Genomic DNA, 26,079 nt, shown 5'->3' on the forward strand with positions numbered 1-26,079 from the left:
GGATTCGAGTGAGCACACGGACCGTCGTCCGCGCCGGCCTGCGAGCGGGAGCGGTGCTCGCGCTGCTGACCGGGATCGCCGGCTGCACGGCGCCCACCGCGCCGCCGGCCGCCGAGAGTCCGTCGGCGTCGGCCGCCCCGTCCACCGAGGAGCCCGCCGCCCCGGTCGCGCTGGTGCCCGGCGGCACCGCAGAGGAGAACCTCCCCTTCTTCCGGGAGACCGTCACCGCCGCCGCCGGCTCCGACCCGGAGACGCCCGGCCGGAGCGTCGTCGACGCCCTCGTGGCCGCCGGCTTCGCGAAGGAGTCGATGCAGCTCACCGCCGACGAGACCTCGGTCGGCCTCGAGGCCGACTCCGTGCAGGTCTCGGTGAAGGCGAGCGATGCCTGCCTCATCGGGCAGTACGGGCCGAAGGTGGACGGCGTCCGCGCGGTCGTCGCCGCGCCGATCGCGACCGGCGCCTGCCTCATCGGCAGCACCGTCCCGCTCGACGGCTGAGCCGACGGCCGGAGCCGGAGCAGCGAGCCGAACGCTCCGCGCGTCCAGCCGGTATCCTCGGTACCGGCCCGGCCTCCGACCTTCCCGCCCGCGCTCCCGCGTGCGGTGGTCGATCACCGGCGACATTCCGGCCGAGGGGCACCCGACGAACGGGACGCCCGCGGCGGAGAGCGGGGCTCCGAGAACGTACGAGCGGTTGAGGGACTGAAGTGGCTGAATACATTTACTCGATGGTGCGCGCCCGCAAGGCGGTCGGCGACAAGCTGATCCTGGACGACGTCACGATGTCGTTCCTGCCCGGGGCGAAGATCGGCGTGGTCGGCCCGAACGGCGCCGGCAAATCGACGATCCTGAAGATCATGGCGGGGCTCGACACCCCGAGCAACGGCGAGGCGCGGCTGAGCCCGGGCTACACCGTCGGCATCCTGATGCAGGAGCCGGAGCTCGACGAGACCAAGACGGTGCTCGAGAACGTCCAGGAGGGCGTCGGCGAGATCAAGGGCAAGATCGACCGCTTCAACGAGATCTCGCTGGCGATGGCCGACCCGGACGCCGACTTCGACACGCTCCTCGCCGAGATGGGCACCCTGCAGGAGGCCATCGACGCCGCCGACGCCTGGGACCTCGACTCCCAGCTCGAGCAGGCGATGGACGCGCTGCGCACCCCGCCGGGGGACTCGCCCGTCACCAGCCTCTCCGGTGGTGAGAAGCGCCGCGTCGCGCTGACCAAGCTCCTGCTGCAGAAGCCCGACCTGCTGCTGCTCGACGAGCCCACCAACCACCTGGACGCCGAGAGCGTGCTCTGGCTCGAGCAGTTCCTCTCCAAGTACCCCGGCGCCGTCCTCGCCGTGACCCACGACCGGTACTTCCTCGACAACGTCGCGGAGTGGATCGCCGAGGTCGACCGCGGTCACCTCTACCCCTACGAGGGTAACTACTCGACCTACCTCGAGAAGAAGAGCGCCCGCCTCGAGGTGCAGGGCAAGAAGGACGCGAAGCTCGCCAAGCGCCTGACCACCGAGCTCGAGTGGGTCCGCAGCAACGCGAAGGGCCGCCAGACCAAGTCGAAGTCGCGCCTCGCGCGCTACGAGGAGATGGCGGCGGAGGCGGAGAAGACGCGCGTCCTCGACTTCGAGGAGATCGTCATCCCGGTCGGCCCGCGACTGGGCTCGCAGGTCATCGACGCGAAGAAGCTGCACAAGTCGTTCGGCGACCGCGTCCTGATCGACGACCTCAGCTTCACCCTGCCGCGCAACGGCATCGTCGGCGTCATCGGCCCGAACGGCGTGGGCAAGACCACGCTCTTCAAGACGATCGTCGGCTTCGAGCCGCTCGACTCGGGCGACCTGAAGATCGGCGACACCGTCGACATCTCCTACGTCGACCAGACCCGCGGCGGCATCGACCCGAACAAGAACCTGTGGGAGGTCGTCTCCGACGGGCACGACTACATCCAGGTCGGCAAGACCGAGATCCCCTCGCGGGCCTACGTCTCGCAGTTCGGCTTCAAGGGCCCGGACCAGCAGAAGCGCGCCGGCATCCTCTCCGGTGGTGAGCGCAACCGCCTCAACCTGGCGCTGACGCTCAAGCAGGGCGGCAACCTGCTCCTGCTCGACGAGCCCACCAACGACCTGGACATCGAGACGCTCGGCAGCCTCGAGAACGCGCTGCTCGAGTTCCCCGGCTGTGCCGTGGTGATCACCCACGATCGCTGGTTCCTCGACCGGATCGCGACGCACATCCTCTCCTATGAGGGCACCGAGGAGGACCCGGCCAACTGGTACTGGTTCGAGGGCAACTTCGAGTCGTACGAGCAGAACAAGATCGAGCGCCTCGGTCCGGACGCGGCGAAGCCGCACCGCTCCGCCTACCGCAAGCTCACCCGCGACTGATGCGCCTGCACGTCGCCATCCCGCTGCGCTGGTCGGACTTCGACGCCTACGCGCACGTCAACAACGCCGAGATGCTGCGCCTGCTCGAGGAGGCGCGCATCCAGGCGTTCTGGCGCCCCGACTCCCCGGAGCCGGGCGGGAGGGCGACGGCGGTGCTCGACGCCCGGCCCGGCGCGCGCACGATCAGCCTGATCGCGCGGCAGGAGATCGAGTACCTCGCACCGATCCCGTACATGCGCGCCCCGCTCGACATCGAGCTGTGGATCGGGCGGATCGGCGGCGCGAGCCTCGAGGTCTGCTACGAGCTGTACTCGCCGATCGGAGTCGAGCCGCGCGTGCTCTACACGAAGGCCGCGACGACGCTCGTCATGGTGACCGCTGCCACGGGTCGCCCGGAGCGCATCCCGGAGGAGCTCCGGGAGGTCTGGGCGCCGTACGTCGAGGAGCCCGTCGCCTTCTCCAAGCGGAGCTGACGCCGTCCCCTCCGGCGGGCGGTCCCGGCGCGAGCCGGACCGCTCAGCCGAGCGGGACGCGGACCATGCCCTCCTGGGCGACGCTCGCCACCAGGCGGCCGTCCCGGGAGTAGATCCGGCCGAGCGAGAGCCCGCGGCCGCCGGAGGCGCTCGGCGACTCCTGCACGTAGAGCAGCCACTCGTCGACGCGCGCGGGGCGGTGCCACCACATCGCGTGGTCGAGGCTCGCGATGCGCAGCCCCGGGGTGATCCAGGCCGCGCCGTGCCGGCGCAGCGTCGACTCGAGGATCGTGTAGTCGCTCGCATAGGCGAGCGCGGCGCGGTGCAGCAGCGCGTCGTCCGGCAGCGGGCCGAGCGCGCGCATCCAGACGCACTGGTGCGCCGTGCGGCTCGGATCGGCGCGGAGATACACCGGCTGCTCGACGTGGCGGACGTCGAACGGCCGCTGAGTGGCCCAGAAGCTGCCGACCGGGTGGTCGACGCCCTTCAGCACCTCGGCGGTGCTCGGCAGCGACTCCGGATCGGGCACGCCCTCCGGCATCGGCGTCTGGTGGTCCAGGCCCTCGTCCTCGGTCTGGAACGACGCGATCATCGAGAGGATCGGCGCCCCGTTCTGATAGGCCTGCGTCCGCCGGGTGGCGAACGAGCGGCCGTCGTGGATCCGGTCGACCGAGAAGGTGATCGGCTGCGAGATGTCGCCCGGGCGGAGGAAGTAGCCGTGCATCGAGTGCACGCTGCGCTCCTCGACGGTGCGGCCGGCGGCGATCAGCGACTGCGCCAGCACCTGGCCGCCGAAGACGCGGCCCTCCGGCATCCACTGCGAGGGCCCGGTGGAGATGTCCTCGCTGGTGCGCGCGCCCGTGTCGACGAGATCGAGGGCGGTGAGGAACGAGGAGAGCGGATCGGACACGGGACCTCCGGGGTGTCTGCCGATCAGGAGAGCGGCCTCGGGTAAGTTTATCGACGCGATGATGTCGTCCTTCTCCCTGGCGGATCCGCCCAGCCTCTCCGATCTGCGCGTGTTCCTCGGCCGGTCCGCGCGTGTCGAGGACGGCGCCGTGCGCCTCCTCGCGCAGGATCGCATCCTGGCCGCGTACACCGCGATCCTCCAGCCGCGCGGCCTGCTCGACCGGTCCTCCACCGTGCTCGGCCTGCGGGTCTTCGCACTCGACGAGCCCACCGCCTTCGACCGCGTGGTGCCGATCCGCGCGCTCTCCGACCGGCTCGCCCGCCTGCAGTGGGAGCCCGGGGGAGCGGACGGCAAGCCGGTCGTGCTGCCCGACGGCGACGACGCCACGGCGGGCGCCTGGGCCGGCATCTCGCCGCCGCGCGGCGGCTGGCAGCGGCGCGAGCCGGTCGACCCGGCGTTCCTCGAGAAGGTCGCCCGCGACGGCATCGACGAGATCGCCGCAGCGGTCGGCTCCGAGACCGGCGAGCAGATCGTCGGCCGCGTGCGCTCCACCGTCTGGGGCCGTCCGCTCGACGGTCTCGAGGACGTGCCCGCCGGCGCCGCCTTCGCGCTGTTTGCGCTCGGCTTCCTCGGCGCCGACGACCCCGTCGCGCTGCTCGAGAGCGGCCAGTGGCGGCGGCTCACCTCGCGGCGCGGGCACGTGCTCGTCCGCACCCCCGCCTGACCCGACGCCGGCGGGAAGCGCCGATGGCTACTCCTCGAAGGTGTTGACCATCGCGTGCGCCGCGCGCTCCAGGTAGTCCCAGAGCATCGCGTCGTCGGCCGGAGCCAGCTTGAGCTCATCGACCGCGACCCGCATGTGCGCGAGCCAGTGGTCGCGCGCCTCCGGGTTCACCTTGAAGGGCTGGTGCCGCATCCGCAGGCGCGGGTGCCCGCGCTCCTCGCTGTAGGTGCCCGGTCCGCCCCAGTACTGCTCGAGGAAGCCGGTGAGCCGCTGGATCGCGCCCTCGAGGTCGTGCTCGGGGTACATCGGCCAGAGGACCTCGTCCTCGCGGACGCCCTCGTAGAAGCGGCGGACGAGGCGCTCGAAGGTCGGTCGCCCGCCGAGGTGCTCCCAGAAGGAGCGCATCGGGGGAGTGCCGCCGATCTGCAGCCCGCTCACGGGCGCGGTCCCGTCTGGGGCGGCACGGAGCCGCCGTCCTGGGGACGCTCGGTGGACTCGGTCGCCTTCGGACGCCGCAGAGCACGCGGCAGGCGCACCGGCTTCCCGTGCTCGGTCGTGACCGTGGCGGTCGGCGTCGTGCGCGGTCCCTTCACGCCGCCGACGCTCGTCGCGCCCTCGAAGCCGCTGAGCACCACCGCGCTGAGCGAGGGCAGCTTGACGTCGAGCGTGTCGAGGGCGCGCTTGAGACGGATGCGGAGCTCGCGCGCGACGTCGTCCTTCGCGGTGGTGCGGGTCTTCAGCACCACGCGGATGACCAGCGCGTCGTCGGCGATCGACTCGAGGCCCCACAGCTCGGGCTTGTCGATGATCCGGGCCCGCCAGCGGCTGCTCGAGGCGAGCTCGTTCGCGGTGCTGAGGATCGTGCTCTGCACCGACTCCAGGTCGGTCTCGTAGGGCACGGCGAGGTCGATGATGACCCGCGACCAGCCCTGCGACATGTTGCCGACGCGGACGATCTCGCCGTTGCGGACGAACCAGAGTGTGCCGTTGACGTCGCGGATCTGGGTGATCCGCACGCCGACGTTCTCGACCACTCCCGTGGCCTGGCCGGTGTCGACGACGTCCCCGACGCCGAGCTGGTCCTCCGCGACCATGAACAGGCCGTTGAGGACGTCCTTGACGATGTTCTGCGCGCCGAAGCCGAGGCCGGCGCCGAGCGCGGCGGTCAGCAGCGCGAAGGAGCCGATCAGAGTGTTGTCGATGGTGTTCACGATCATCACGACGGCGATGACCACGATGAGGATCGAGCTGATGTTGTTGAGGATCGAGCCGAGGGTCCTCGTGCGCTGCACGACCCGGACGGCCGCGAGCGGGGAGGCGGCGATCGCCTGCGTGTCCTCGACCCGCTGGCGCTTCTTCACCCCCGAGACGATCTGGTCGACGACCCGCCCGACGACGAAGTGCGCGATGACGCGGGCGAGCAGGGCGCCGAGCACGATCGCGAGGACGGCGACGCTCTTCCAGAAGAGCTCGGAGTCGAAGAAGGAGATGGTCGCGGCGACGGGGTCTGGGGTGGAGGTCTCGAAGAGCAGCATCCCGTCCAGGTTAGGGGACGCGTGCTGACGAGCTCCGGTGACGCCGGAACGACGCCGAGCGGCGTCCGGGGGATAGATTCGACGAGGGCCTGCCGGGCCCCCGAACTCCGCACCCGAACTCCGCCCCAGGGGAAGGACGCCCGATGCTCCACTCCACCCGGACTCCCGCCGAGAAGCGCCGCCTCTTCCGCGAGCGGCTCGCGACCGGCGAGCTGCTGCAGCTGCCCGGGGCGTTCACCCCGCTGTCGGCGCGGCTGATCGAGGAGAAGGGCTTCGACGGCGTCTACGTCTCGGGCGCGGTGCTGTCGGCCGAGCTCGGTCTGCCGGACATCGGCCTGACCACGCTGAGCGAGGTCGCGGGCCGCGGCCAGCAGATCGCGCGGATGACCGATCTGCCCGTCCTGATCGACGCCGACACCGGCTTCGGCGAGCCCCTCAACGTCGCGCGCACCGTGCAGATGCTCGAGGACGCCGGAGTGACGGCCCTGCACATCGAGGACCAGGTGAACCCCAAGCGCTGCGGACACCTCGACGGGAAGTCCGTCGTCGATGAGAGCACCTCCGTGCGGCGCATCGCCGCCGCGGTCGACGCCCGCCGCGATCCGGGTCTCGTGATCATGGCCCGCACCGACATCCGCGCCCTCGACGGGCTGCAGGCCGCGATCGACCGGGCGAAGCGCCTCGTCGACGCCGGCGCCGACGCGATCTTCCCCGAGGCGATGCGCGACCTCAGCGAGTTCGAGGCCGTCCGCGCCGCGATCGACGTCCCGGTGCTGGCGAACATGACCGAGTTCGGCAAGAGCGAGCTCTTCACGACGCAGCAGCTCGCCGACGTCGGGGTGAACATAGTGATCTACCCGGTGTCGCTGCTCCGCATCGCGATGGGCGCGGCGATGCGCGCGCTCGACGCGCTGAAGGCGGAGGGCTCGCTGCAGTCCGAGGTCGCGGGGATGCAGACCCGGGCCGAGCTCTACGAGCTGCTCGACTACTCGTCCTACAGCCGCTTCGACGAGGGCGTCTTCGACTTCAGCCTCGCCGGCCACCACGGCGCCTGAGCCACGACCCACCCCGGCGGCTCCGGCCGCCGATCCGATCGCGAAGGAGCGAGCGATGAGCACCACCGAGCAGGACATCCGCAAGGGACTCGTGGGGGTCGTCGTCGACACCACGGCGATCTCGAAGGTCGACCCGGAGTCGAACTCGCTGCTGTACCGCGGCTATCCGGTGCAGGAGCTGGCGGCGTCCTGCTCCTTCGAGGAGGTGTCCTGGCTGCTGTGGAAGGGCGAGCTGCCGACTCCGGCCGAGACCGAGGAGCTCCGCGCCTTCGAGCGCGCGCACCGGGAGCCGGCGCCGGAGGTGCGCGCGGTGGTCGAGCTGCTGCCGGTGACGGCGCATCCGATGGACGTCGTCCGCACCGCGGTCAGCGTGCTGGGCGCGCTCGAGACGGACCCCGAGGACGAGTCGCCGGAGGCGGTCCTGGAGCGCTCAATGCGGCTCTGGGCGGTGCTGCCCGCCGTCGTCGCCGCGATCCAGCGCCGCCGGCACGGGCAGGAGTCGATCGCCGCGCGCGACGATCTCGACTACTCGGAGAACTTCCTCTGGATGACCTTCGGCGAGCTGCCCGACCCGGTGGTCGTCGATGCCTTCCGGGTGTCGCTCGTGCTGTACGCCGAGCACTCGTTCAACGCCTCGACGTTCACGGCTCGCGTGGTCACATCGACGCTCTCGGACGTGCACTCCGCCGTGACGGCGGCGGTCGGCGCGCTGAAGGGGCCGCTGCACGGCGGCGCGAACGAGGCCGTTCTGCACGTCTTCGACGAGATCGGCCTCGGGCCGGAGGCGGGTCCCCGCGCGCGGGCCTGGCTGGCGGAGGCGCTCGGGGCGAAGCGCAAGGTGATGGGCTTCGGCCACCGCGTGTACAAGTCGGGCGACTCGCGCGTGCCGACGATGGAGGCGGCGCTCCGCCGGGTCGCCGACCAGGCCGGGGCGGACGACATGCTCGAGCTCTACGACGCGCTGGCCGCCGAGATGGCCGAGCGCACGGGCATCCTGCCGAACCTCGACTACCCGTCCGGTCCGGCCTACCGCCTGATGGGCTTCGACACCGAGCTCTTCACGCCGCTCTTCGTCGCGGCCCGCGTCGTCGGCTGGACCGCGCACGTCCTCGAGCAGCGCGCCTCGAACGCGCTCATCCGCCCGCTGTCCGCGTACGACGGCCCGGCCCGCCGCGCGGTTCCGGAGCGCTGACCCCCCCCGCATCTCGCTGTCCTGCGGAGCCGGCGCGGCCGACGCGGTTCCCAGTGCGCGCTGCGCGCGCCTCGCATGCTGGTCGAGTAGCCGCGCAGCGGCGTATCGAGACCCGCCCTCCTGGTGGCGGTGGATCTCGATACGCGCGCTGCGCGCGCTACTCGATCAGCAGGGCCGGCGCGCTCAGAGCGCCGCGTCGCGCTCCTGCGCGCGCAGGGCGCGCTCGACGCCGGCCAGGTTCTCGATCACGAGGCGGCGCAGCGCCGGCACGTCGGGGTTCGCGTCGAGCCACGCGCGGGTGGCGTCGACGATCGCCGGCGTCGGCGTCGCCGCCGGGTAGAAGCCGACGACGAGGTACTCCGCGATCTTGTAGCTCTTCGCGTCCCACAGCGAGCGGAGGGCGTCGAAGTACACCGGCACCATCGCCTCGAGGACGGCGGGGTCGCTGGTGTGCTGGAAGCCGAGACCCGTCGCACGCACGATGGTGTTCGGCGCCGAGTCGTCGAGCGTCACCGAGTCCCAGGCCGCGCGCTTCGCCTCCGCCGTCGGGATCGCCGCGCGGGCGTTCGCCGCGGACTGCGCTCCCGTCGCGGTGTTGTCGGCCGCGAGGGCCGCGTCGATGTCCGAGGCGTCCGCCCGTCCGCCGGCCACGAGCGCGATCAGCAGCTCCCAGGAGAGGTCGGTGTCGATCTCGAGCCCCGACAGCGTCGTGGTTCCGTCGCGCAGCGCCTGCACCGCGTCCAGGTGCGCGGGCGTCGTGGCGACGGCGGCGAGCACCTTCACGAACTGGAACTGCGCGTCGCTGCCGGCCTCGGCGCCCTGCGCCAGCGTCCACAGCCGGTCGCCCACCTCCGCGAGGACCTCGTCGCGGTGCTCCGGCGCGACGTACTGCGAGGCGGTGCTCACGAGCTGGCCGAGGACCGTGCGCAGCGTCGTCGACTCGGTCTCGGTCGCGATGTTGCCGAGCACGAGGCGGACGAAGTCGCGCGGCGCCGACTCGGCGTCGCGGGTCGCGTCCCAGACCGAGCCCCAGACCAGCGAGCGCGCGAGCGGGCTGCTGATGCTCGCGAGGTGCTCGATCGCGACGGCGAGCGAGGCGTCGTCCAGCCGGATCTTCGCGTAGGCGAGGTCGTCGTCGTTGAGCAGCACCAGCGCGGGGCGGGTGCGGCCGATCAGCTCGGGCACCTCGGTGCGCTCGCCGTCCACGTCGAGCTCGAGGCGGTCGATGCGCACGAGGCGGTCGCCCTCGAAGTCGTAGAGGCCGATCGCGAGGCGGTGCGGGCGGATCGTCGGGTAGTCGGCGACCGCGCTCTGCAGGATCGCGAACGAGGCGATGGCGCCCTCCTCGTCGACCACGATCTCGGGGCGGAGCGTGTTCACGCCGGCCGTCTCGAGCCACTGCGCCGACCACTCGGTCAGGTCGCGGCCGCTGGTCGCCTCGAGCTCGACCAGCAGGTCGCGCAGCTCGGTGTTCGAGAACGCGTGCTTCAGGAAGTACTCGTGCACGCCGGCGAGGAACTCCTTCTCGCCGACCCAGGCCACCAGCTGCTTGAGCACCGAGGCGCCCTTGGCGTAGGTGATGCCGTCGAAGTTGACCTGGACGTCCTCGAGGTCGTTGATCGTCGCGACGATCGGGTGCGTCGAGGGCAGCTGGTCCTGGCGGTAGGCCCAGCTCTTCTCCATCGCGGCGAAGGTGGTCCAGGCCTCGGTCCACTCGGTCGCCTCGGCCGTCGCGAGGGTGGAGGCGTACTCGGCGAACGACTCGTTCAGCCAGAGGTCGTTCCACCACTTCATGGTCACCAGGTCGCCGAACCACATGTGCGCGAGCTCGTGCAGGATCGTGACGACCCGGCGCTCCTTGACCGCGTCGGTCACCTTCGAGCGGAAGACGTAGGTCTCGGTGAAGGTGACCGCTCCCGCGTTCTCCATCGCGCCGGCGTTGAACTCCGGCACGAAGAGCTGGTCGTACTTCGCGAACGGGTACGGCACCCCGAACTTCTCCTCGTAGAAGGCGAAGCCCTGCTTGGTCTTCTCGAAGACGTAGTCCGCGTCGAGGAACGGCGCGAGCGAGGCGCGGGCGAAGACGCCGAGCGGCACGGTGCGGCCGTCGGAGGAGACCAGCGAGTCGGTCTCGACGACGTAGGGGCCCGCGATGAGCGCGGTGATGTAGGAGGAGATCCGCGGGGTGGGCTCGAAGCTCCAGGTCGCGACGCCGTCACCGGCCGGGACCGGCTCGGGGGTCGGCTGGTTCGAGACGACCTGCCAGGCGGCGGGCGCGGTCACCGTGAAGGAGAAGGCGGCCTTGAGGTCGGGCTGCTCGAACACCGCGAAGACGCGGCGCGAGTCCGGGACCTCGAACTGCGAGTAGAGGTAGACCTCGCCGTCGACCGGGTCGACGAAGCGGTGCAGGCCCTCGCCCGTGTTCGTGTAGAGCGCGTCGGCGTCCACGCGCAGTACGTTCTCGGCGGCCAGCGAGTCGAGGCGGATCCGCACGCCGTCGGCGACGTCGGCCGGGTCCAGCTCGACGCCGTTCAGCGTGACCGAGTGCACGGTCTTCGTGATCGCGTCGATGAAGGAGGAGGACCCCTCCGTCGCGGTGAAGCGCACGGTCGTGGTGCTGCGGAAGGTCTCGGCCCCCCGCGTCAGGTCGAGGGCGACGTCGTAGGCGTCGACCTGGATCAGCGAGGCGCGCTCCTGCGCTTCGCTCCGGGTGAGGTTGTCTCCAGGCACAGGGTGCTCCATCCGTTCGTCTCGGCGCTGCCGCTTCGGCGCCGGGGTGCGGGCGCCACCGATCCACCCTAGGGCCGCGCCGCACCCGCGCACCCGAGAGGCGCCGAGAGGCGTAGCGTTGCCTCATGACCGCCGTTGACTTCTGGTTCGATCCCTCCTGCCCCTGGGCCTGGATGACCTCCCGCTTCGTGGACGAGGTGACGGAGGGGCGCGACCTCGACGTCACCTGGCACATCATGAGCCTCGCCGTGCTCAACGAGGACCAGGACGTGAGCGACGACTACCGCGCGTTCTTCCCGCGCGCCCTGCGCTACACCCGCCTCGTCGCCGCCGTCGGCGAGCGCGAGGGCCAGGAGAAGGTCAAGCCGCTCTACGACGCACTGGGCACGCGGATCCACAACGGCGGCCGCACGGACGTCGACGCGATCATCGCCGAGTCGCTCGCCGAGGTCGGCCTCGACGCGAGCCTCGCCGCCTTCGCCGACACCGACGAGTACGACGAGCCGATGCGCGCCTCGCACTTCGACGGCATCGGCCGGGTCGGCCAGGACGTCGGCACGCCGGTCATCGCGATCGGCGACATCGCCTTCTTCGGACCGGTCATCTCGCCGATCCCGCGTGGCGAGCAGGCGCTCTCGCTCTGGGACGGCCTCGTCGCCGTGGCCTCGTACGACGGCTTCTTCGAGCTCAAGCGCTCGCGCACCCGCGACCCGATCTTCGACTGAGCCGCGATCCGCGTCGGCGACCCGGTCCTCGGCTGAGGACCGGGCCGCCGCGCGAGCGGTACCCTGACTCCCGGCCCCAGATCCACGGGCCACGAACGGCTTTCCGGAGGACGAGCGCGTGCGCATCCACATCGCAACGGACCACGCCGGGCTGGACTTCAGCCGGCACCTGATCGAGCACCTCGGTGCCGCCGGCCACGACGTGGTCGACCACGGCCCCACCTCGTACGACCCGCTCGACGACTACCCCTCGTTCTGCATCAACGCGGCCGCCGCGGTCGTGCGCGACCAGGAGGCCGGCGTCGAGGCGCTCGGCATCGTCTTCGGCGGCTCGGGCAACGGCGAGCAGATCGCGGCCAACAAGGTCGCGGGCGTCCGCGCCGCGCTGGTCTGGAGCCTCAGCACCGCGGTGCTCGCCCGGCAGCACAACGACGCCAACGTGATCTCGATCGGAGCGCGCCAGCACTCGGTCGAGGAGGCGACGGACTTCATCGACGCCTTCGTCGCCGAGCCGTTCTCCTTCGAGGAGCGCCATGTGCGCCGCATCGCGCAGCTCGCGGAGTACGAGGCCACGGGCGACATCGCCGGCCGCACGGTCGACTCCGCCGCGAGCGGTCGCTAGGTGCCCGAGGGCCACTCCGTCCACCGCATCGCGCTGCAGTTCGAGCGCGACATCGTCGGCCACTCCGTCGCGACGAGCAGCCCGCAGGGACGCTTCGTCGAGGGCGCCGCGCTGCTGGACGGCCGCACCGTGCTCGAGTCGACCGCGGTCGGCAAGCACCTGCTGCTGCGCTTCGAGGGCGACGCGACGCTGCACGTGCACCTCGGCCTCTACGGCGCCTGGGACTTCCTCGGCCACGTCTCGCCGCTGTTCGACGACGGCAAGGCGGGCAGCAGCATCGGCGCCCCGCGCCGCCGCCGGGCCGTCCGGCTCTCCGAGACCGAGCACGAGACCGACAGCGATCTCGAGGAGTTCCCGCCGCCGCCGATCGGCGCCGTGCGCGTGCGCATCCAGACGGAGGAGACGGTCGCCGACCTGCGCGGCCCGACCGCCTGCGAGGTGATGGACGACGCGCAGGTGGAGGCGCTGCTCGCCCGGCTCGGTCCGGACCCCGCGGCGGACGACTCCGACGAGGCCCGCGATCGCTTCGTGAACCGCCTGCGCAAGACGGCCACGCCGGTGGGGCTCGTGCTGATGGACCAGTCGGTCGTCAGCGGGATCGGCAACATCTACCGAGCCGAGCTGCTCTACCGCGCCGGACTCGACCCGCATACGCCGGGCAAGCTGGTGCCGCTCGAGCTCGCGCGCGAGCTCTGGGCCGACTGGGCGCTCCTGCTCGAGGACGGCATCCGGACCGGGATGATGATCACCCGCCGCGGCCTGACGAAGACGCAGCGCTCCGCCGCCGTGCGCAGCCGGGCCGAGCGCAACTACGTCTACAAGCGCGAGGGACTGCCCTGCCGGGTCTGCGGCACGAACGTCCTCCTCGAGGAGATCGGTGCACGCAAGCTCTACTGGTGCCCGGTGTGCCAGTCGTGACCGCCTGAACCGCTCGTGATGAGCGACGACCGAGAGGACCCCGTGACCCCGAGCCTGCTCCTGCGCACCGCGCGGCTCCTCGGCCGCGACGAGCCGGTGTCCGTGCTGCTCCGCGACGGCCGGATCGAGGCGATCGCTCCGGACGGCGCTCTCGACGGCACCAGGACGGGCGACGCCGAGGTGCGCGACCTCGACGGCCGCTGGCTGCTGCCCGGGCTCTGGGACGAGCACGTGCACTTCTCCCAGTGGTCGATGACCGCGCCCCGCCTGGACGTCTCGACGGCGCGGTCGGCGGCGGAGGCGGTGGAGGCGGTCCGTGCGCGGCTGGCCCAGGCGCCGGACTCGCCGGCGACCCTCGTCGGCTTCGGCTTCCGCGACGGGCTCTGGCCCGACCTGCCGACGACGGCGCTGCTCGACGCGGTGGCGCCGGAGCGACCGGTGGTCCTGGTCAGTGGCGATCTGCACTGCGCCTGGGTGAACTCCGCGGCGCTGCGCCGCTACGGCTTCCCCGCGCAGGACGACATCCTTCGGGAGGAGCCCTGCTTCCGCCTCGTCACGGCGCTCGGTGCGCTGAGCGACGACGAGCTCGACGAGCTGGCCGACGAGGCGGCGCGCCGCGCGGCAGCCCGCGGCGTGGTCGGCGTCGTCGACCTCGAGATGCGCTGGAACGCGGGGGACTGGACGCGGCGGATCGCCCGCGGCACCCGCTCCCTGCGCGTCGACATCGGCGTCTACCGCGACCACCTCGACCGGGCGATCGCGGAGGGCCTGCGCACCGGGGACGAGGTCGAGGGCGGTGAGGGCCTGCTCCGGATGGGTCCGCTCAAGGTGCTGATCGACGGCTCGCTGAACACCCGGACCGCGTACTGCGTGCACCCGTACGCCGGGCACGAGGGCAGCGGCGTCCTCACCGTGGACCCCGCGGAGCTCGACGAGCTGCTCGCGCGGGCGGCCGCGGCGGGTATCCGGCCGACGGTCCACGCGATCGGCGACGCGGCCGCGACGGTCGCGCTCGACGCCCTGGCCAAGGTCGGCGGCGGCCGCATCGAGCACGCGCAGCTGCTCTCCGACGCCGACCTCCCGCGCTTCGCCGGGCTCGGCGTCGTCGCGGGAGTGCAGCCGGCACATGCGCTGGACGACCGGGAGGTCGCCGACCGCTACTGGGAGGGCCGGACCGGCCGGGCCTTCGCGCTGCGCTCGCTGATCGACTCCGGAGCGACGGTCGTGCTCGGCTCGGACGCCCCGGTGGCGCCGCTCGACCCCTGGGTGGCGATCGCCGCCGCCGTCTCCCGCGCCCGGGACGGCGACGAGCCGTGGCACCCCGAGCAGCGGGTCACGGTCGCGGAGGCGCTCGTCGCGTCGACCCGCACCCGGCGGCTCGCTCCGCAGGGGGGAGACGTCGCCGACCTGGTCGTCGTCGAGCGCGACCCGCTCGCCTCCGACGGCGAGCAGCTGCGCTCGATGCCGGTCGCCGCGACACTGCTCGCCGGACGCGTCACGCACGAGGTCTGACCGGATCGTGAACGACGGACGGCCCGCCGGATCCGAGGATCCGACGGGCCGTCGCGGCGTGGGAGGCGCGTGCTCAGCTCTCGCTGACGTGCGCGAACAGGAACCAGCGGTCCTTCTCGAGGCCGCGGCCGATCTCGATCGCGACGTCCTGGCTGCTCGCGTCGATGTCGGCGAGCTCGGCGATCGCGGTGTTGACCGTGGTGATCGCGACGTCCATCAGGCCGATGACCTCGACGATGGCGTTCTCGGAGCGCTGGAAGCCCGGAGTGAGCGGCGCGGTCTGCGTGGCCGACGCGACGGTCTGGATGCGGGCGTCGACGGGGAGGCCGAGGGCGACGACGCGCTCGGCGGCCAGGTCGGCCCACTCGATCGCGTGGCCGACGACGACGTCGAGCAGCTCGTGCACGCCGATGAAGTTGGCGCCGCGCACGTGCCAGTGCGCCTGCTTGCTGTTGACGGCCAGGGCGGTCATCTCGACGACGACCGGGCTGAGGAACTGGGCGACTCCGGATGCGACATCCGGGTTCGACGAGGTGAGCGACGCGACGGATGCAGTGGACATCGTCTGTTCCTTTCGAGAGGGGGTGACTGATCGTCAACACTACGCCGCAGCCCAGTGTTCGCAAGGAAGTGCAGGCTCGGCTAAGGCGGGAGAAGGGGAGCCTGGCCTGTGCCGGCCAGGCACGTGCGGTGGGCTTCCGAGACGGAACCGGGGGTCAGCCCCCGCATCGCCGCGAAGGGTCGCCGGTACCCTCGAGAGGATGTCCGCGCGTTCGCGAGGACCGGTGGAGGAGGCTCGCGTGCCCGCAGCGCCGACCGCCCTCGGTGAGGCCTCCGCGGCGTACCTCCGGCTCTGGCGCGAGCTGCCCCGCGAGGCCCTGTCGCTCCTGCTCGCCGTCCCACTGGCGCTGGCGGGTGCGTTCGCGACCGGAGTCGCCCTCGCCCTGGGCCTCGGCCTGATCGGCGTGCTGATCGGCGCGGTCTTCCTCCCGCTGGCACTGCACACCGCCCGGGGCTTCGCTCGGGCGACCCGAGCGCTCGACCGGCTCGCCGGCCGCCCGCGGATCGAGGAACCACAGTGGCGGCGTCCGCCCGCCTCGGTCGCGCCCGCCACCTTCGCCCTCTACGGCCCGGTCGTCGACGGGCACTACTGGCTCGCGCTGCTGCACACGCTCGTCGTGGCGCCGCTGCTCGCGCTCGTCTTCGCCGCGGTCCTCGGGCTCTGGAGCTGGGCCGGCCTCGGCTCGCTGACGGCGCTGCTCGCCGGCGACTCCTCGGTGATCGTCCGGCTCGTCTCCGGGCAGTCGAGCGCAGTCCTCGGCGTTGCCGGGCCGCCCACGGCCTTCCTGGTGCTGGCCGATGTCGCGCTCGTCGTCCTGTTCCTCGCGACGCTGCCGTTCGTCACCCGCGGGCTCACCCTCGCGCGATTCCTGGTCGATCGGCTGCTGCTCGGGCCCTGGGGCTCGGAGGCGCTGCAGCGCGAGGTCGCGGAGCTCAGCGTCTCCCGCGGTGCGGCGGTCGCCGCCGAGGACCGGGCGCTGCGCCGGCTCGAGCGCGACATCCACGACGGTCCGCAGCAGCGGCTGATCCGGGTGCAGATGGACCTCGGATCGGCTCTCAACCGGGTGCGCTCCGATCCCGACTCGGCGGCGGCGCTGATCGACGAGGCGCGCGAGCACGTCCGCTCGGCGCTCGACGAGCTGCGCGCGCTCTCCCGGGGAGTCGCGCCGCCGATCTTGCAGGACCGGGGCTTCACCGCTGCGGTGCATTCGCTGGCGGTCATGAGCCCGGTGCCCGTCGAGGTGCTGGTCGAGCATCCGGTGACGGAGGTGCCGCCCGAGGTCGAGCGCAGCGTCTACTTCGTCGTCGCCGAGCTGCTCGCGAACGCGTCGAAGCACGCGTCGGCCCGCTCGATCCGCGTGCACCTCGACGTGCGGGGGACGGGCGGACCGGAGCGCTGGTTGGACGTCTGGGTCGTCGACGACGGCGTCGGCGGCGCCTCGCCCCTGCCCGGTCACGGTCTCGAGGGGGTCGCCGGGCGCGTCAGCGGGCTGCGCGGGCTGTTCACCGTCGATTCGCCCCCGGGCGGCCCGACCACGGTGGGCGTGCACGTGCCGTTCCTGCCCGCACCGCCGCCCGCCCTATCCTGAGGGCGTGCCGCCCGCCTCACCGATCCGTGTCGCCCTCGCCGAGGACTCCGTCCTCCTGCGCGAGGGCCTGGTCCGACTGTTCGAGGACGCCGGCTTCTCCGTCGTCGGAGCCCACGGCGACGCCGAGGGGCTGCTCGCGGCCGTCGCCGCGGAGCCGTCCTCGGTGGACGTGGCCGTGCTCGACGTCCGCATGCCGCCCACCTTCCGCGACGAGGGCGTCCGCGCGGCCCTCGACCTCCGGCGCCTGCACCCGCGGATCGCCGTGCTCCTGCTCAGCCAGTACGTCGAGGTGACCTACGCGCACGAGCTGCTCGGCTCGGGCGAGGGCGGCATGGGCTATCTGCTCAAGGACCGCGTCGCCTCGGTGGAGGAGCTGCGCGACGCCGTCGAGCGCGTCGCGGCGGGCGGGACTGTGCTCGATCCGCAGGTCGTCGCCTCGCTGCTCCAGCGCAACCGCGACCCGCTGGCGCTCCTGACCCCGCGCGAGCGCGAGGTGCTCGAGGCGATGGCCGAGGGGCGCACGAACGCCGGCATCGCCGCCGCGCTCTTCATCGGCGTCGGCGCGGTCGAGAAGAACGTCACCTCGATCTTCCAGAAGCTCGGACTCGAGGACTCCGGCTCGGACCACCGCCGCGTGCTCGCGGTGCTGGCCTGGCTCCGCGCCGCGCGCTGAGCCGGCCGAGTAGTCGCACCGCGTCTCGCCGGTGAGGCCCCTCCATGCTGGTCGAGTAGCCCCGCAGGGGCGTATCAAGACCCACCGCCGTCAGCTGGGCGGCTCTGCAGACCCTTGCTCTGACGCTGGTGGATCTCGATACGCCCGCTCCGCGGGTTACTCGATCAGCATGCCTGCCGTCACGGCGATGCGATCTGCCGAGATGCGCCCGCAATCATGCTGGTCGAGTAGCCCCGAAGGGGCGTATCGAGACCCACCGTCGTCAGCAGGTCGGGTCTGCAGACTCCGGTCCTGACGCTGGTGGATCTCGATACGCCCGCTGCGCGGGCTGCTCGATCAGCATCGGCCTCCGACGCGGAAGAGACAGTCCCGACGCCTACTTCAGCGCCGTCCGCTCCGTGTCGTAGAGCGCCTTGACCTGGTCGGCGGTGAGGGCCTTGTCCCAGACCCGGATCTTCGCGAAGGTGCCCTTCGCGTAGTTGCCGGGGCCCGAGGTGAGCTCGACCGCGCCGACCGTGAAGTCGCCGGCGTTCGGGTTCAGGCCCTCGGTGAAGAGGTACGGGTTCTTCGCGTAGGTCGCGCCCTTGTTGTCGACGAAGCGCGGGTAGGCGACCGAGGTGCCGTCCAGGTAGGAGACCGCGTAGGTGCCGTCGTAGGTGCCGACGTGCAGCTGCCAGGTGTTCCGAGTGAACGTGTTCCCCGAGGCCGAGTAGTCGCGGGAGTACGGATAGCCGGGGGTCGGGCCGCCGGTCCGCGAGACGTGGAAGGCCGATCGCTCGTCACCGCCGTAGAGGCCGAGGTCGTAGAAGAGGCCGTAGGAGCGGCCCGCGCGCTCACCGTGCTCGTTCCAGGCGCCGGCGACGTAGCCGGTGCTGTCGTCGGTCATGTAGACCCAGCTCGCGACGGTGACCGCGTTGCCCGTGGCGCCGATCGTCAGGCGACCCGCCGACTCCTGCGGCACCCGGAGGAAGCTCGACCCGGTCATCGAGATCCCGGAGCCCCAGGGCGTCGACGTGGCCGTGGCCTTGGTCTTGCCCGCCTGGAGCAGCGGCAGGTCGTTCGCCGTGGAGTAGTACGGCGCGGCCGACTGGGTGAAGTCCCACTGCGCGAGCGGCGCCGGAACGCCGGGCACGGTGGGGGGAGTGGTGGGCGTCGCCGTGGGGGTCGGCGTCGCGGTCGGGGTGGCCGTAGGGGTCGCGGTCGGTGTCGCGGTGGCGGTCGGCGTCGCCGTGGGCGTCGGAGTCCTCGTCGGGGTCGCGGTGGGCGTCGGAGTCGCGGTCGGCGGCGTCGTCGGTGCCGTGGCCGAGACGGTCAGCGCGATCGAGCCGCTGCTGCCGATGTTGCCGGCGGCGTCGCGGGCCTTGGCGATGATCACGTGCGAGGTCACGGCGAGGCTCGAGGTGGTGAGCGACCAGTCGCCGGAGGCCTGCTGCACGGCGTTCCCGACCCGGGTGGAGCCGGACCAGAAGGAGAGAGCGGTGACTCCGACGTCGTCCGACGCGGTGGCGACGAGCGTCACGGTCCGCGGGACGGTGCTCCCCGTGGCGGGCGAGGTGATGCGCGCGGTCGGCTTCGTCGTGTCGGGCTTCGGCGAGCCCGTGGCGGTCGGCGTGGCGCTGGGGCTCGGCGCGGTCGTCGGGCTCGCGGTCGGCGAGGGAGTGGTCGTCGCGGTGGGCGTCGCCGACGGGACCGGGGTCTGCGTGGGGGAGGGACTCGTCGTCGGAACGGGGGTCGAGCCGGTGTTCTGCACGGTGACGCGCGTGGCGGCACTGTTGCCGATGTTCCCCGCCGCGTCCTTGCCCTTGGCCACGAAGACGTGCGAGCCCTCGGTCAGCGTCCGGGTGTCGAGCGGCAGAGACCAGACGCCCGCCTGCACGGTGGCGTAGCCCAGACGGCGGGTGCCCTCCCAGAACGAGAGCTGAGTGGTCCCGACCGCGTCCGTCGCCGTCGCCTTCAGGGAGATCGTCCCCGAGACCGTCGATCCGCTCGTCGGAGCGGTGATGCTCACAACCGGCTTCACCGTGTCGGCGGCGGCGCTCGCCGAGCTGCCCGGCGCGGTGGCCACCATCGGCACCAGGAGGAGGGCTGCGAGCGCTCCCATGATCGTCGCCCGTGCGGTACGTCGTCGCATTGCCGTCCCCTTGTTCCGTCGGTCACGGAAATCCCCCCGGACCGGGGTCAGCCTAAGTCGTGCCGCCTCCTCCGCGCGTGCCCCGGACGGGGACAGATCGTGGTCAGGGTCCGACGACCGGCCAGGATCGCCGCCCGGGCGGTGCCCGACGCCCCTGCGACACTGGGATCCGGCGACCGCGAAGTCCGCCGAGGAGGAGGACCGATCGCATGGCACCAGGAGCGCACCCGGACGCCCGCTTGATCGCTCTGCCGAGCGGATCCCCGGTCGTCGCCGACTCGGCCTGGGTGGCCCCGGGCGCGACCCTCGTCGGGGCGGTGGAGCTGGAGGAGGAGTCGAGCGTCTGGTACGGCGCCGTCCTCCGCGCGGAGAAGGCGCGCATCCGGATCGGCCGCGGCAGCAACCTGCAGGACGGCGTGATCGTGCACGTGGACGAGGGCTTCGACGCGACACTCGGCTCGGGTGTCTCGGTCGGGCACAACGCCGTGCTGCACGGCTGCACCCTCGAGTCCGACGTGCTCGTCGGGATGAACGCGACCGTCCTGAACGGGGCGGTGATCGGCTCCGGGTCGCTCGTCGCCGCCGGCGCAGTGGTGCTCGAGGGCACCGTCGTGCCGCCGGGCTCCCTCGTCGCGGGCGTTCCGGCGAAGGTGCGCCGCGAGCTGTCCGAGCAGGAGCGGGACGGGATCCGCCGCAACGCCGCGTCGTACCTCGACCTGGCCGAGCTGCATCGGGGAGCGGCCGGCGCCGGGACCGACTGAGGCGGTCAGGGAGCGCCAGGAGCCCGATCGGCGCCAGAAGTTCCCGCCTCTGCGGTGAGCGTCTCTATCGTTCGGGAACAGGTTCCGCCGTGGCACTCCGGTGTGCGGTCGCCGCCCTCGGATCGACGGCTCGCCGATCGATCGGACACCTCTGTCTCCGTCCCACTCTTCCCGAGGAGAATCGTGTCCCCGCATCGTCCCCGCCGTTCCCCCCTGATCGTCCTCGGCCTCGCCGCGGCCGTGCTCGCGGGAGGGGCGATCGCCCCCGCGGCCGCCGCCGCGACACCGTCCGAGCTGTCCGTCGTCGCCTTCGGCGATTCGATCACCCGAGCCGCCGCGACCTGCGGCACGGAGGACGACTGCCCGGTCAACTCCTGGTCGACCGGTTCCGCCCCCGAGGTCCGCTCTATCGCGACCCGCCTCCAGGAGGTGGCTCCGCAGCGCACGGTCACGACCGACAACCGCGCGAAGTCCGGCAGCCGCATCGCCGAGGTCTCCGCGGCGGTCACGGCGGCACAGGCGGCCGGGGCCGCTCCGGACGTGGTCACGCTCCTCATCGGAGGCAACGACCTCTGCAGCCCCGACGTCCCGGCCGGGCCGGACGGCTACGCGATGACGCCCGCCGCGGACTTCTCCGCCTCGGCGTCGGGTCTGCTCCGGCAGATCAGCTCGGCCTGGCCCCGGGCGACCGTGCTGCTCGGGTCGGTGCCGGACATCGGGTCCGAGTGGGAGGTCGTCCAGGGCACACCGGGCGAGTTGATCTGGGGACTCTTCAGCATCTGCCGGACCACGCGCGGAGCCAAGGCCGACAACCACGTCCAGAGGGGGGCCGCCTTCGAGGCGACGGTCGCCGCAGCCGAGGAGCGCACGGATCGGTACAACGAGGCCCTGGCCGCGGCCTGCTCCGCAGCGGGCCCCCAGTGCGTCTGGGACGGCGGTGCTCTCACCAGGACGCCCGTCACGAAGGACGTCCTCTCGACGGTCGACTACTTCCACCCGAACGTCGCCGGCCAGGCGCTGGTCGCCAGCGTCCTGTGGGGCCCGGAGGCGGTTCCCGCGTGGGCGGTCCCGCACTCCGCAGGCGCTCCGGCTCCGGCTCCGGCGGACCTCCCGACGCTCGACGAGATCGGCATCGCCGATTCGACGAGCGGCGCCCCGGACGAGTCGAGGACGCGGGTCGGCATGCCCGAGAACGTGACCGAGCGCGTGACGCTCGGCCGTCCGGCCGGAGCGCAGCCGTCCGAGGGGAGCCCGTCTCCGGCGGACCTCCAGCAGACCGCCGCCGTCGGCCGCTAGCTCGAGGGAGGCGCACCGATCGTCAGAGTGCGCCACGTGGTCAAATGCCGACAACTGCTCGATGAACGCCAGTCGAGTCGACCCGTGCCACAAGTTGGCGGCCTGCGGAGGAGCGGAAATACCTTTCCCCACGAGGTTCCGCCGGCGTCGTCCGCGGACCTCACCGCGGTCGGTCGACCGCTGGAGCCGACGGTCGAACGACCGTGCTCCGCCCTCCTTGATCACCGTCCTTGAGAAGAGCCATGTCCCTCCGTTCCCGCCTGTCCACCGTCGCTCTCACGGCACTGCTCCTCGCCGGAGGAGCAGCCGCCCCGTCCGCCACCGCCGCCGAGGCCCCCGCGCTCTCGGTCGCCTCGTTCGGCGACTCGATCACCCGCGCCGCCACCACCTGCGGAGGCCGGGGCGACTGCCCCGTCAACTCCTGGGCCACCGGTTCCGCACCCGCGGTCCACTCCGTCGCCACCCGCCTCCAGGAGCTGAACCCGGGTCGCACCGTCACGTCGACGAACTACGCCAAGTCGGGCAGCCGGATCGCGGGAGTCGCCTCGGCGGTGTCCGCCGCGGCGGCCGCCGGGGCCCGACCCGACGTCGTGACGCTGCTCATCGGCGGCAACGACCTCTGCCACCCCGATCTCCGGGCCGCCGCCGACGGCTACGCGATGACGCCCGCCGACGCGTTCGCCGCGTCCGCGACGAGTGCGCTGCAGCGGATCAGGTCCGCCTGGCCGGAGGCGACCGTCCTCGTCGGGTCGGTCCCGGACGTGGCGTCCGAGTGGGCCGCGGTGCAGACCGGCGCGGGCGCGAGGACCTGGCCGTCGGCCAAGCTGTGCCGGACGACGCGCGGGGCCCTCGCCGACAACGTCGTCCAGACCGGTGACGCCTTCACCTCGACGGTGATGGCCGCGGCCGAGCGCACGCGGCAGTACGACGACGCGCTCGCCTCGGCGTGCGCGGCCGAGGGCCCGCACTGCGTCTGGGACGGCGGCGCCCTCAGCCGCACGGAGATCAGCCCCGAGATCGTCTCGAGCGTCGACTCCTTCCACCCGAACGTCCAGGGCCAGGCCCTGATCGCGCGGGTGCTCTGGGGTCCCGAGGCGGTCCCCGCCTGGGCCGCGCGCCTCACCCAGGGCGCTCCGGTCTCCCCGCCGGTGCCGGCGGTCACCGACGCACCGGTCCCGACGACGCCCACTCCGACGACGACTCCCGCCCCGACGACCACCCCGTCGTCGAAGACCACCCCCGCGCCGAAGGCCACTCCGACCCCGGCCGGCGCGCGCCGAGCGACGAAGACCGTGACTCCTGCTCGGCCCACGACCCCGGCACGCGCAGCGACCCGCGCTCCGGCGCCCGGCTCCACTCCGAGCACGACCCCGAGCCGAGGCCTCGCCGGCACGAAGGACACGACCGCGCCGACGGTGCGCATCACCGGCCCGCTCGCCGGCGACTCGGTCTCGGGGAACGTCGCCCTGGCCGCCGTCTCCGACGACGACACCGCCTCGCTCGTCTTCTCGAGCGAGGGTCGCCGCCTCGGTTCGGCGAAGCACGCGGCGAACGGCGGCTGGACGCTGACCGTGTCGACCAGGGGCTTCCCGAAGGGCGAGCACGATCTCGTCGCCACCGCGACCGACCGCTCGGGCAACACGGGGACGAGTGCCCCCGTCACCGTCACGGTCCGCTGACCAGCAGGGGCCGCCGTCAGGCGCCCCACGGGACCGCGGCGGTCCTCGTCGGAGCGGTGCAGGACGCACCGAAGGATTCGACCCGTGCCGCGCCTCACCTATGGGGGGAGCAGGCCGGTCCTGAGGCGGTGCCGTGCTGCCGCGCCGTCGGCCAGGCTCTGAGCAGCCGGCACCGCCGGAGTGGCCGGGCTCCCTGAGCGGCACTTCTCCGGGCGGATCCGGCGGTTCCCCTCCCCGTCCCCCGGTCGCCCGGTCGACGGAGCCCGCGCCCCCGCCTCGCTCCGCTGCCGCGGCACCACGTCGCCCCACGAGAGCAGAGTCATGCCCCCGCGCCCGGCCCGCCGTTCCCCCCTGTCCGTCCTCCTCCTCATCGCCCTCCTCCTCGTCGGCGCGGCCGCGGTGCCCGCCGCGGCCGCCGAACCGGCCCCGACCCTGTCGGTCGTCTCCTTCGGCGACTCGATCACCCGTGGCGCCTCGAGCTGCGGCACCCGCGCCGACTGCCCGGTCAACTCCTGGTCGACGGGAACCGCGAGTGCGGTCCGCTCGATCGCCACCCGCCTCCAGGAGGTGAACCCGGGCAGCGTCGTCACCACGGCGAACTACGCCAAGTCGGGGAGCCGGATCAACGCCGTCGCCTCGACCGTGACCGCTGCCGCCTCGGCCGGCGCGGACCCCGACGTCGTCACCCTCCTGGTGGGCGGGAACGACCTCTGCCACCCCGACCTCACGGGCGCCGCCGACGGGTACGCGATGACTCCCGCCGCGTCCTTCAGCGCGTCGGCGTCGAGCCTGCTGCGTCAGATCGGCTCGACCTGGCCGGAGGCGACGGTCCTCGTCGGCTCGATGCCGGACATCGCGTCCGAGTGGGCGGGCCTGCGCGGGGGACCGGCCGAGGCGGGCTGGCCCGCGAACCGGCTCTGCCGCACGACCCGCGGGGCGACGGCCGACAACGTCGTCCAGACCGGTGACGCGTACACCGCGGCGGTCGCCGCAGCGGCGCAGCGCACCCGTCAGTTCAACGACGCCCTCGCCGCGGCCTGCTCCGCCGTCGGCTCCCGCTGCGTCTGGGACGACGGCGCCTTCACCGCCGCCGCCGTCTCGCCCGACATCGTGTCCACCGTCGACTACTTCCACCCCAACGCCCGCGGCCAGGCCCTGATCGCCGACATCCTCTGGGGACCCGAGGCCGTGCCCGACTGGGCGGCGTCCGAGCCGACGTCGACGCCCGTGCCGTCCGCTCCGCCGACCGCTGAGCCGACGAGCGTGCCGACGCCCAGCGCCTCCCCGGCACCGACAGCCGTCCCCGAGCCGACCGATCCTGCCGAGACCCCGACCGCGTCCCCCACCGCGACGGCCTCCCCGACCACCACCCCGACTCCGTCTCCGGCCGCGACTGCTACGCCGACCGCGACTGCCACGCCGACCGCGACTCCGACCGCTACGCCGACTGCGACTCCGATCGCCACCCCGAGTCCGACTGCAACGGCGACTCCGACTGCAACCGCGACTCCGACTGCAACCGCGACTCCGACTGCTACTGCGACTGCATCGCCGACTCCGACCGCGACCGCGACTCCGACTCCGACTCCGACTGCCTCTCCGACCCCGACGCGTACGCCGACGCCGACGCCGACTCCGGCCCGAGACACGGCCGCACCGTCCTCGCGCGTCACCAGCCCGACCGCGGGAAGCACCGTCGTCGGAACGGTCACCCTCGTCGCGGTCGCGGACGCCGACACCACGTCCCTGGTCTTCTGGACGGGCAGCACGCGGATCGGGACGGCGAAGAAGGCGGCCGACGGCACCTGGAAGCTGACCGTCTCCACCAAGGGCTTCCCCAAGGGCGAGCACCTAGTCGTGGCGAAGGCGTCGGACGCCGCGGGCAACACCGCGTCGAGTGCCCCGGTCGCCGTCACCGTCCGCTGAGCTCCGCCGCCATGCTGATCGAGTAGTTCTCGCAGGGGGCGTATCGAGATCCATCCCTGCTGAGCACGGTGGGTCTCGATACGCAGCTAAGCGGCTACTCGACCAGCATGCGGAAGCGCGCGGAAGCCCAGCTGATCGAGTAGCCCTCGCAGAGGGCGTGTCGAGATCCATCCCTTCTGAGGACGGTGGGTCTCGATACGCCGCTGCGCGGCTACTCGACCAGCAAGAAGGAAGAAAGAATCGGAGGGGCTGACGAGAATCGAACTCGCATCATCTGTTTGGAAGACAGAGGCTTTACCACTAAGCTACAGCCCCGGAATCGGCAGTCCGGAGAACCCGCCGCGGGCCGCCCTCTCGGGCGGGGCCCGTCGTCTCGACCGGGCACCAGGACACTGTAGTACACGAGGCGAAGCGGCGGCGACGCCGACCCGCGAAGCCGCCCCCGCGCGCCTGTTCCGGCCGCAGGAGTGCGGTGCAGTACACTTGCGAAGGCCATTTCGGCGTGTCGCGCCAGTGACCGTGCAGGAAGGGCTCGACGAGAGTCCTCATCGGCACGGTGCACCGGCCCGCGCAACCGGGGCGTAGCTCAGCTTGGCTAGAGCGCCCGCTTTGGGAGCGGGAGGTCGCAGGTTCGAATCCTGTCGCCCCGACCACGAGTACTCATCGTGACGACATCGA

The 26,079-nt window shown here is 72.4% G+C and carries 22 protein-coding genes and 2 tRNA genes; 17 read left to right on the plus strand and 7 right to left on the minus strand.

Translation table 11 applies throughout. From position 1 onward, the window contains the following. Nucleotides 1-8 precede the first annotated feature (8 nt). The 3 genes from MT355_RS08285 (at nucleotide 9) to MT355_RS08295 (ending at nucleotide 2,862) form a co-directional block, all read left to right on the plus strand. Nucleotides 9-497, plus strand: coding sequence for a hypothetical protein (locus MT355_RS08285; RefSeq protein ID WP_127886448.1), 489 nt, complete (start codon nucleotides 9-11; stop codon nucleotides 495-497). A 209-nt stretch (nucleotides 498-706) separates the two neighbouring features. Continuing rightward, nucleotides 707-2,389 (plus strand): energy-dependent translational throttle protein EttA, encoded by a 1,683-nt coding sequence (gene ettA / locus MT355_RS08290; RefSeq protein WP_123445782.1) that lies wholly within the window; start codon nucleotides 707-709, stop codon nucleotides 2,387-2,389. Further along, entirely contained in the window at nucleotides 2,389-2,862 is a 474-nt protein-coding gene (locus MT355_RS08295; protein WP_243599153.1) for a thioesterase family protein, read from the plus strand. Before ettA ends, MT355_RS08295 begins: the two co-directional genes overlap by 1 nt. Before the next feature lie 43 nt (nucleotides 2,863-2,905). Here MT355_RS08295 and MT355_RS08300 read toward each other — a convergent pair whose 3' ends face one another. Further along, nucleotides 2,906-3,772 (minus strand): acyl-CoA thioesterase II, encoded by an 867-nt coding sequence (locus tag MT355_RS08300; protein ID WP_243599154.1) that lies wholly within the window; start codon nucleotides 3,770-3,772, stop codon nucleotides 2,906-2,908. 61 nt (nucleotides 3,773-3,833) lie between these two features. Here MT355_RS08300 and MT355_RS08305 point away from each other — a divergent pair, with 61 nt between their 5' ends. Beyond that, nucleotides 3,834-4,496, plus strand: coding sequence for a hypothetical protein (locus MT355_RS08305; protein ID WP_308197316.1), 663 nt, complete (start codon nucleotides 3,834-3,836; stop codon nucleotides 4,494-4,496). Between the two features lie 27 nt (nucleotides 4,497-4,523). Here MT355_RS08305 and MT355_RS08310 read toward each other — a convergent pair whose 3' ends face one another. Together MT355_RS08310 and MT355_RS08315 are read right to left on the minus strand one after the other, a co-directional pair. Further along, nucleotides 4,524-4,901, minus strand: coding sequence for a globin (locus MT355_RS08310; RefSeq protein ID WP_243599298.1), 378 nt, complete (start codon nucleotides 4,899-4,901; stop codon nucleotides 4,524-4,526). 29 nt (nucleotides 4,902-4,930) lie between these two features. Next, on the minus strand, nucleotides 4,931-6,031 hold the full coding sequence (locus MT355_RS08315; protein WP_243599155.1) for a mechanosensitive ion channel family protein: 1,101 nt from the start codon (nucleotides 6,029-6,031) through the stop codon (nucleotides 4,931-4,933). Between the two features lie 143 nt (nucleotides 6,032-6,174). Between MT355_RS08315 and prpB the strand changes: the two genes are divergently transcribed. Together prpB and MT355_RS08325 are read left to right on the plus strand one after the other, a co-directional pair. Next, complete coding sequence (gene prpB / locus MT355_RS08320; protein ID WP_243599156.1) at nucleotides 6,175-7,086, plus strand: methylisocitrate lyase; 912 nt, start codon at nucleotides 6,175-6,177, stop codon at nucleotides 7,084-7,086. Between the two features lie 55 nt (nucleotides 7,087-7,141). Further along, nucleotides 7,142-8,278, plus strand: coding sequence for a bifunctional 2-methylcitrate synthase/citrate synthase (locus MT355_RS08325; protein ID WP_243599157.1), 1,137 nt, complete (start codon nucleotides 7,142-7,144; stop codon nucleotides 8,276-8,278). A gap of 183 nt (nucleotides 8,279-8,461) precedes the next feature. On the opposite strand, the gene pepN is transcribed toward MT355_RS08325, so the two are convergent. Further along, nucleotides 8,462-11,008, minus strand: coding sequence for an aminopeptidase N (gene pepN / locus MT355_RS08330; RefSeq protein ID WP_243599158.1), 2,547 nt, complete (start codon nucleotides 11,006-11,008; stop codon nucleotides 8,462-8,464). Between the two features lie 125 nt (nucleotides 11,009-11,133). Here pepN and MT355_RS08335 point away from each other — a divergent pair, with 125 nt between their 5' ends. From MT355_RS08335 to MT355_RS08350, 4 genes are all read left to right on the plus strand, one after another. Further along, entirely contained in the window at nucleotides 11,134-11,733 is a 600-nt protein-coding gene (locus MT355_RS08335; RefSeq protein ID WP_243599159.1) for a DsbA family protein, read from the plus strand. Nucleotides 11,734-11,851: 118 nt separating this feature from the next. Continuing rightward, the gene (locus tag MT355_RS08340; RefSeq protein ID WP_127886453.1) at nucleotides 11,852-12,355 is read left to right on the plus strand and encodes a ribose-5-phosphate isomerase; all 504 of its coding nucleotides are present in this window, start codon (nucleotides 11,852-11,854) and stop codon (nucleotides 12,353-12,355) included. Continuing rightward, complete coding sequence (locus MT355_RS08345; protein WP_243599160.1) at nucleotides 12,356-13,273, plus strand: Fpg/Nei family DNA glycosylase; 918 nt, start codon at nucleotides 12,356-12,358, stop codon at nucleotides 13,271-13,273. A gap of 18 nt (nucleotides 13,274-13,291) precedes the next feature. After that, a complete protein-coding gene (locus tag MT355_RS08350) occupies nucleotides 13,292-14,785 on the plus strand; it encodes an amidohydrolase (RefSeq protein ID WP_243599161.1) in 1,494 nt (497 codons plus the stop codon). Nucleotides 14,786-14,858: 73 nt separating this feature from the next. Here MT355_RS08350 and MT355_RS08355 read toward each other — a convergent pair whose 3' ends face one another. Then, on the minus strand, nucleotides 14,859-15,347 hold the full coding sequence (locus tag MT355_RS08355; protein ID WP_243599162.1) for a Dps family protein: 489 nt from the start codon (nucleotides 15,345-15,347) through the stop codon (nucleotides 14,859-14,861). Nucleotides 15,348-15,585: 238 nt separating this feature from the next. Between MT355_RS08355 and MT355_RS08360 the strand changes: the two genes are divergently transcribed. Then, on the plus strand, nucleotides 15,586-16,935 hold the full coding sequence (locus tag MT355_RS08360; RefSeq protein ID WP_243599163.1) for a sensor domain-containing protein: 1,350 nt from the start codon (nucleotides 15,586-15,588) through the stop codon (nucleotides 16,933-16,935). Nucleotides 16,936-16,939: 4 nt separating this feature from the next. Beyond that, nucleotides 16,940-17,608, plus strand: coding sequence for a response regulator transcription factor (locus MT355_RS08365; protein ID WP_123703482.1), 669 nt, complete (start codon nucleotides 16,940-16,942; stop codon nucleotides 17,606-17,608). 376 nt (nucleotides 17,609-17,984) lie between these two features. On the opposite strand, the gene MT355_RS08370 is transcribed toward MT355_RS08365, so the two are convergent. Next, nucleotides 17,985-19,739, minus strand: coding sequence for an Ig-like domain-containing protein (locus MT355_RS08370; protein WP_243599164.1), 1,755 nt, complete (start codon nucleotides 19,737-19,739; stop codon nucleotides 17,985-17,987). A gap of 209 nt (nucleotides 19,740-19,948) precedes the next feature. Between MT355_RS08370 and MT355_RS08375 the strand changes: the two genes are divergently transcribed. The 4 genes from MT355_RS08375 (at nucleotide 19,949) to MT355_RS08390 (ending at nucleotide 25,401) form a co-directional block, all read left to right on the plus strand. Next, on the plus strand, nucleotides 19,949-20,500 hold the full coding sequence (locus MT355_RS08375; RefSeq protein ID WP_243599165.1) for a gamma carbonic anhydrase family protein: 552 nt from the start codon (nucleotides 19,949-19,951) through the stop codon (nucleotides 20,498-20,500). 183 nt (nucleotides 20,501-20,683) lie between these two features. Continuing rightward, the gene (locus MT355_RS08380; RefSeq protein WP_243599166.1) at nucleotides 20,684-21,796 is read left to right on the plus strand and encodes a GDSL-type esterase/lipase family protein; all 1,113 of its coding nucleotides are present in this window, start codon (nucleotides 20,684-20,686) and stop codon (nucleotides 21,794-21,796) included. 242 nt (nucleotides 21,797-22,038) lie between these two features. Next, nucleotides 22,039-23,475 carry a GDSL-type esterase/lipase family protein gene (locus MT355_RS08385; protein ID WP_243599167.1) on the plus strand — a complete coding sequence of 479 codons (1,437 nt, stop codon included), beginning with the start codon at nucleotides 22,039-22,041 and terminating at the stop codon, nucleotides 23,473-23,475. Between the two features lie 321 nt (nucleotides 23,476-23,796). Next, nucleotides 23,797-25,401 (plus strand): GDSL-type esterase/lipase family protein, encoded by a 1,605-nt coding sequence (locus MT355_RS08390; protein ID WP_243599168.1) that lies wholly within the window; start codon nucleotides 23,797-23,799, stop codon nucleotides 25,399-25,401. Nucleotides 25,402-25,645: 244 nt separating this feature from the next. Here MT355_RS08390 and MT355_RS08395 read toward each other — a convergent pair. Beyond that, nucleotides 25,646-25,716: transfer RNA gene (locus MT355_RS08395), tRNA-Gly, on the minus strand. Nucleotides 25,717-25,976: 260 nt separating this feature from the next. On the opposite strand from MT355_RS08395, the gene MT355_RS08400 reads away from it, so the two are divergent. After that, nucleotides 25,977-26,054 (plus strand) — tRNA-Pro (locus MT355_RS08400). Nucleotides 26,055-26,079: the final 25 nt, after the last annotated feature.

The organism is Rathayibacter sp. VKM Ac-2929, from assembly GCF_022815495.1.
GTDB classification, from domain to species: domain Bacteria; phylum Actinomycetota; class Actinomycetes; order Actinomycetales; family Microbacteriaceae; genus Rathayibacter; species Rathayibacter festucae.

What these genes read in the sequence shown, in the direction of transcription:
- prpB (WP_243599156.1), top strand. Translation starts at nt 6,175, where the DNA reads ATGCTCCACTCCACCCGGACTCCCGCCGAGAAGCGCCGCCTCTTCCGC.
- MT355_RS08355 (WP_243599162.1), bottom strand. Translation starts at nt 15,347, where the DNA reads ATGTCCACTGCATCCGTCGCGTCGCTCACCTCGTCGAACCCGGATGTC.
- MT355_RS08375 (WP_243599165.1), top strand. Translation starts at nt 19,949, where the DNA reads ATGGCACCAGGAGCGCACCCGGACGCCCGCTTGATCGCTCTGCCGAGC.
- MT355_RS08335 (WP_243599159.1), top strand. Translation starts at nt 11,134, where the DNA reads ATGACCGCCGTTGACTTCTGGTTCGATCCCTCCTGCCCCTGGGCCTGG.
- MT355_RS08390 (WP_243599168.1), top strand. Translation starts at nt 23,797, where the DNA reads ATGCCCCCGCGCCCGGCCCGCCGTTCCCCCCTGTCCGTCCTCCTCCTC.
- MT355_RS08325 (WP_243599157.1), top strand. Translation starts at nt 7,142, where the DNA reads ATGAGCACCACCGAGCAGGACATCCGCAAGGGACTCGTGGGGGTCGTC.
- MT355_RS08350 (WP_243599161.1), top strand. Translation starts at nt 13,292, where the DNA reads ATGAGCGACGACCGAGAGGACCCCGTGACCCCGAGCCTGCTCCTGCGC.
- MT355_RS08310 (WP_243599298.1), bottom strand. Translation starts at nt 4,901, where the DNA reads ATGCGCTCCTTCTGGGAGCACCTCGGCGGGCGACCGACCTTCGAGCGC.
- MT355_RS08370 (WP_243599164.1), bottom strand. Translation starts at nt 19,739, where the DNA reads ATGCGACGACGTACCGCACGGGCGACGATCATGGGAGCGCTCGCAGCC.
- MT355_RS08385 (WP_243599167.1), top strand. Translation starts at nt 22,039, where the DNA reads ATGTCCCTCCGTTCCCGCCTGTCCACCGTCGCTCTCACGGCACTGCTC.
- MT355_RS08315 (WP_243599155.1), bottom strand. Translation starts at nt 6,031, where the DNA reads ATGCTGCTCTTCGAGACCTCCACCCCAGACCCCGTCGCCGCGACCATC.
- MT355_RS08305 (WP_308197316.1), top strand. Translation starts at nt 3,834, where the DNA reads ATGTCGTCCTTCTCCCTGGCGGATCCGCCCAGCCTCTCCGATCTGCGC.
- MT355_RS08295 (WP_243599153.1), top strand. Translation starts at nt 2,389, where the DNA reads ATGCGCCTGCACGTCGCCATCCCGCTGCGCTGGTCGGACTTCGACGCC.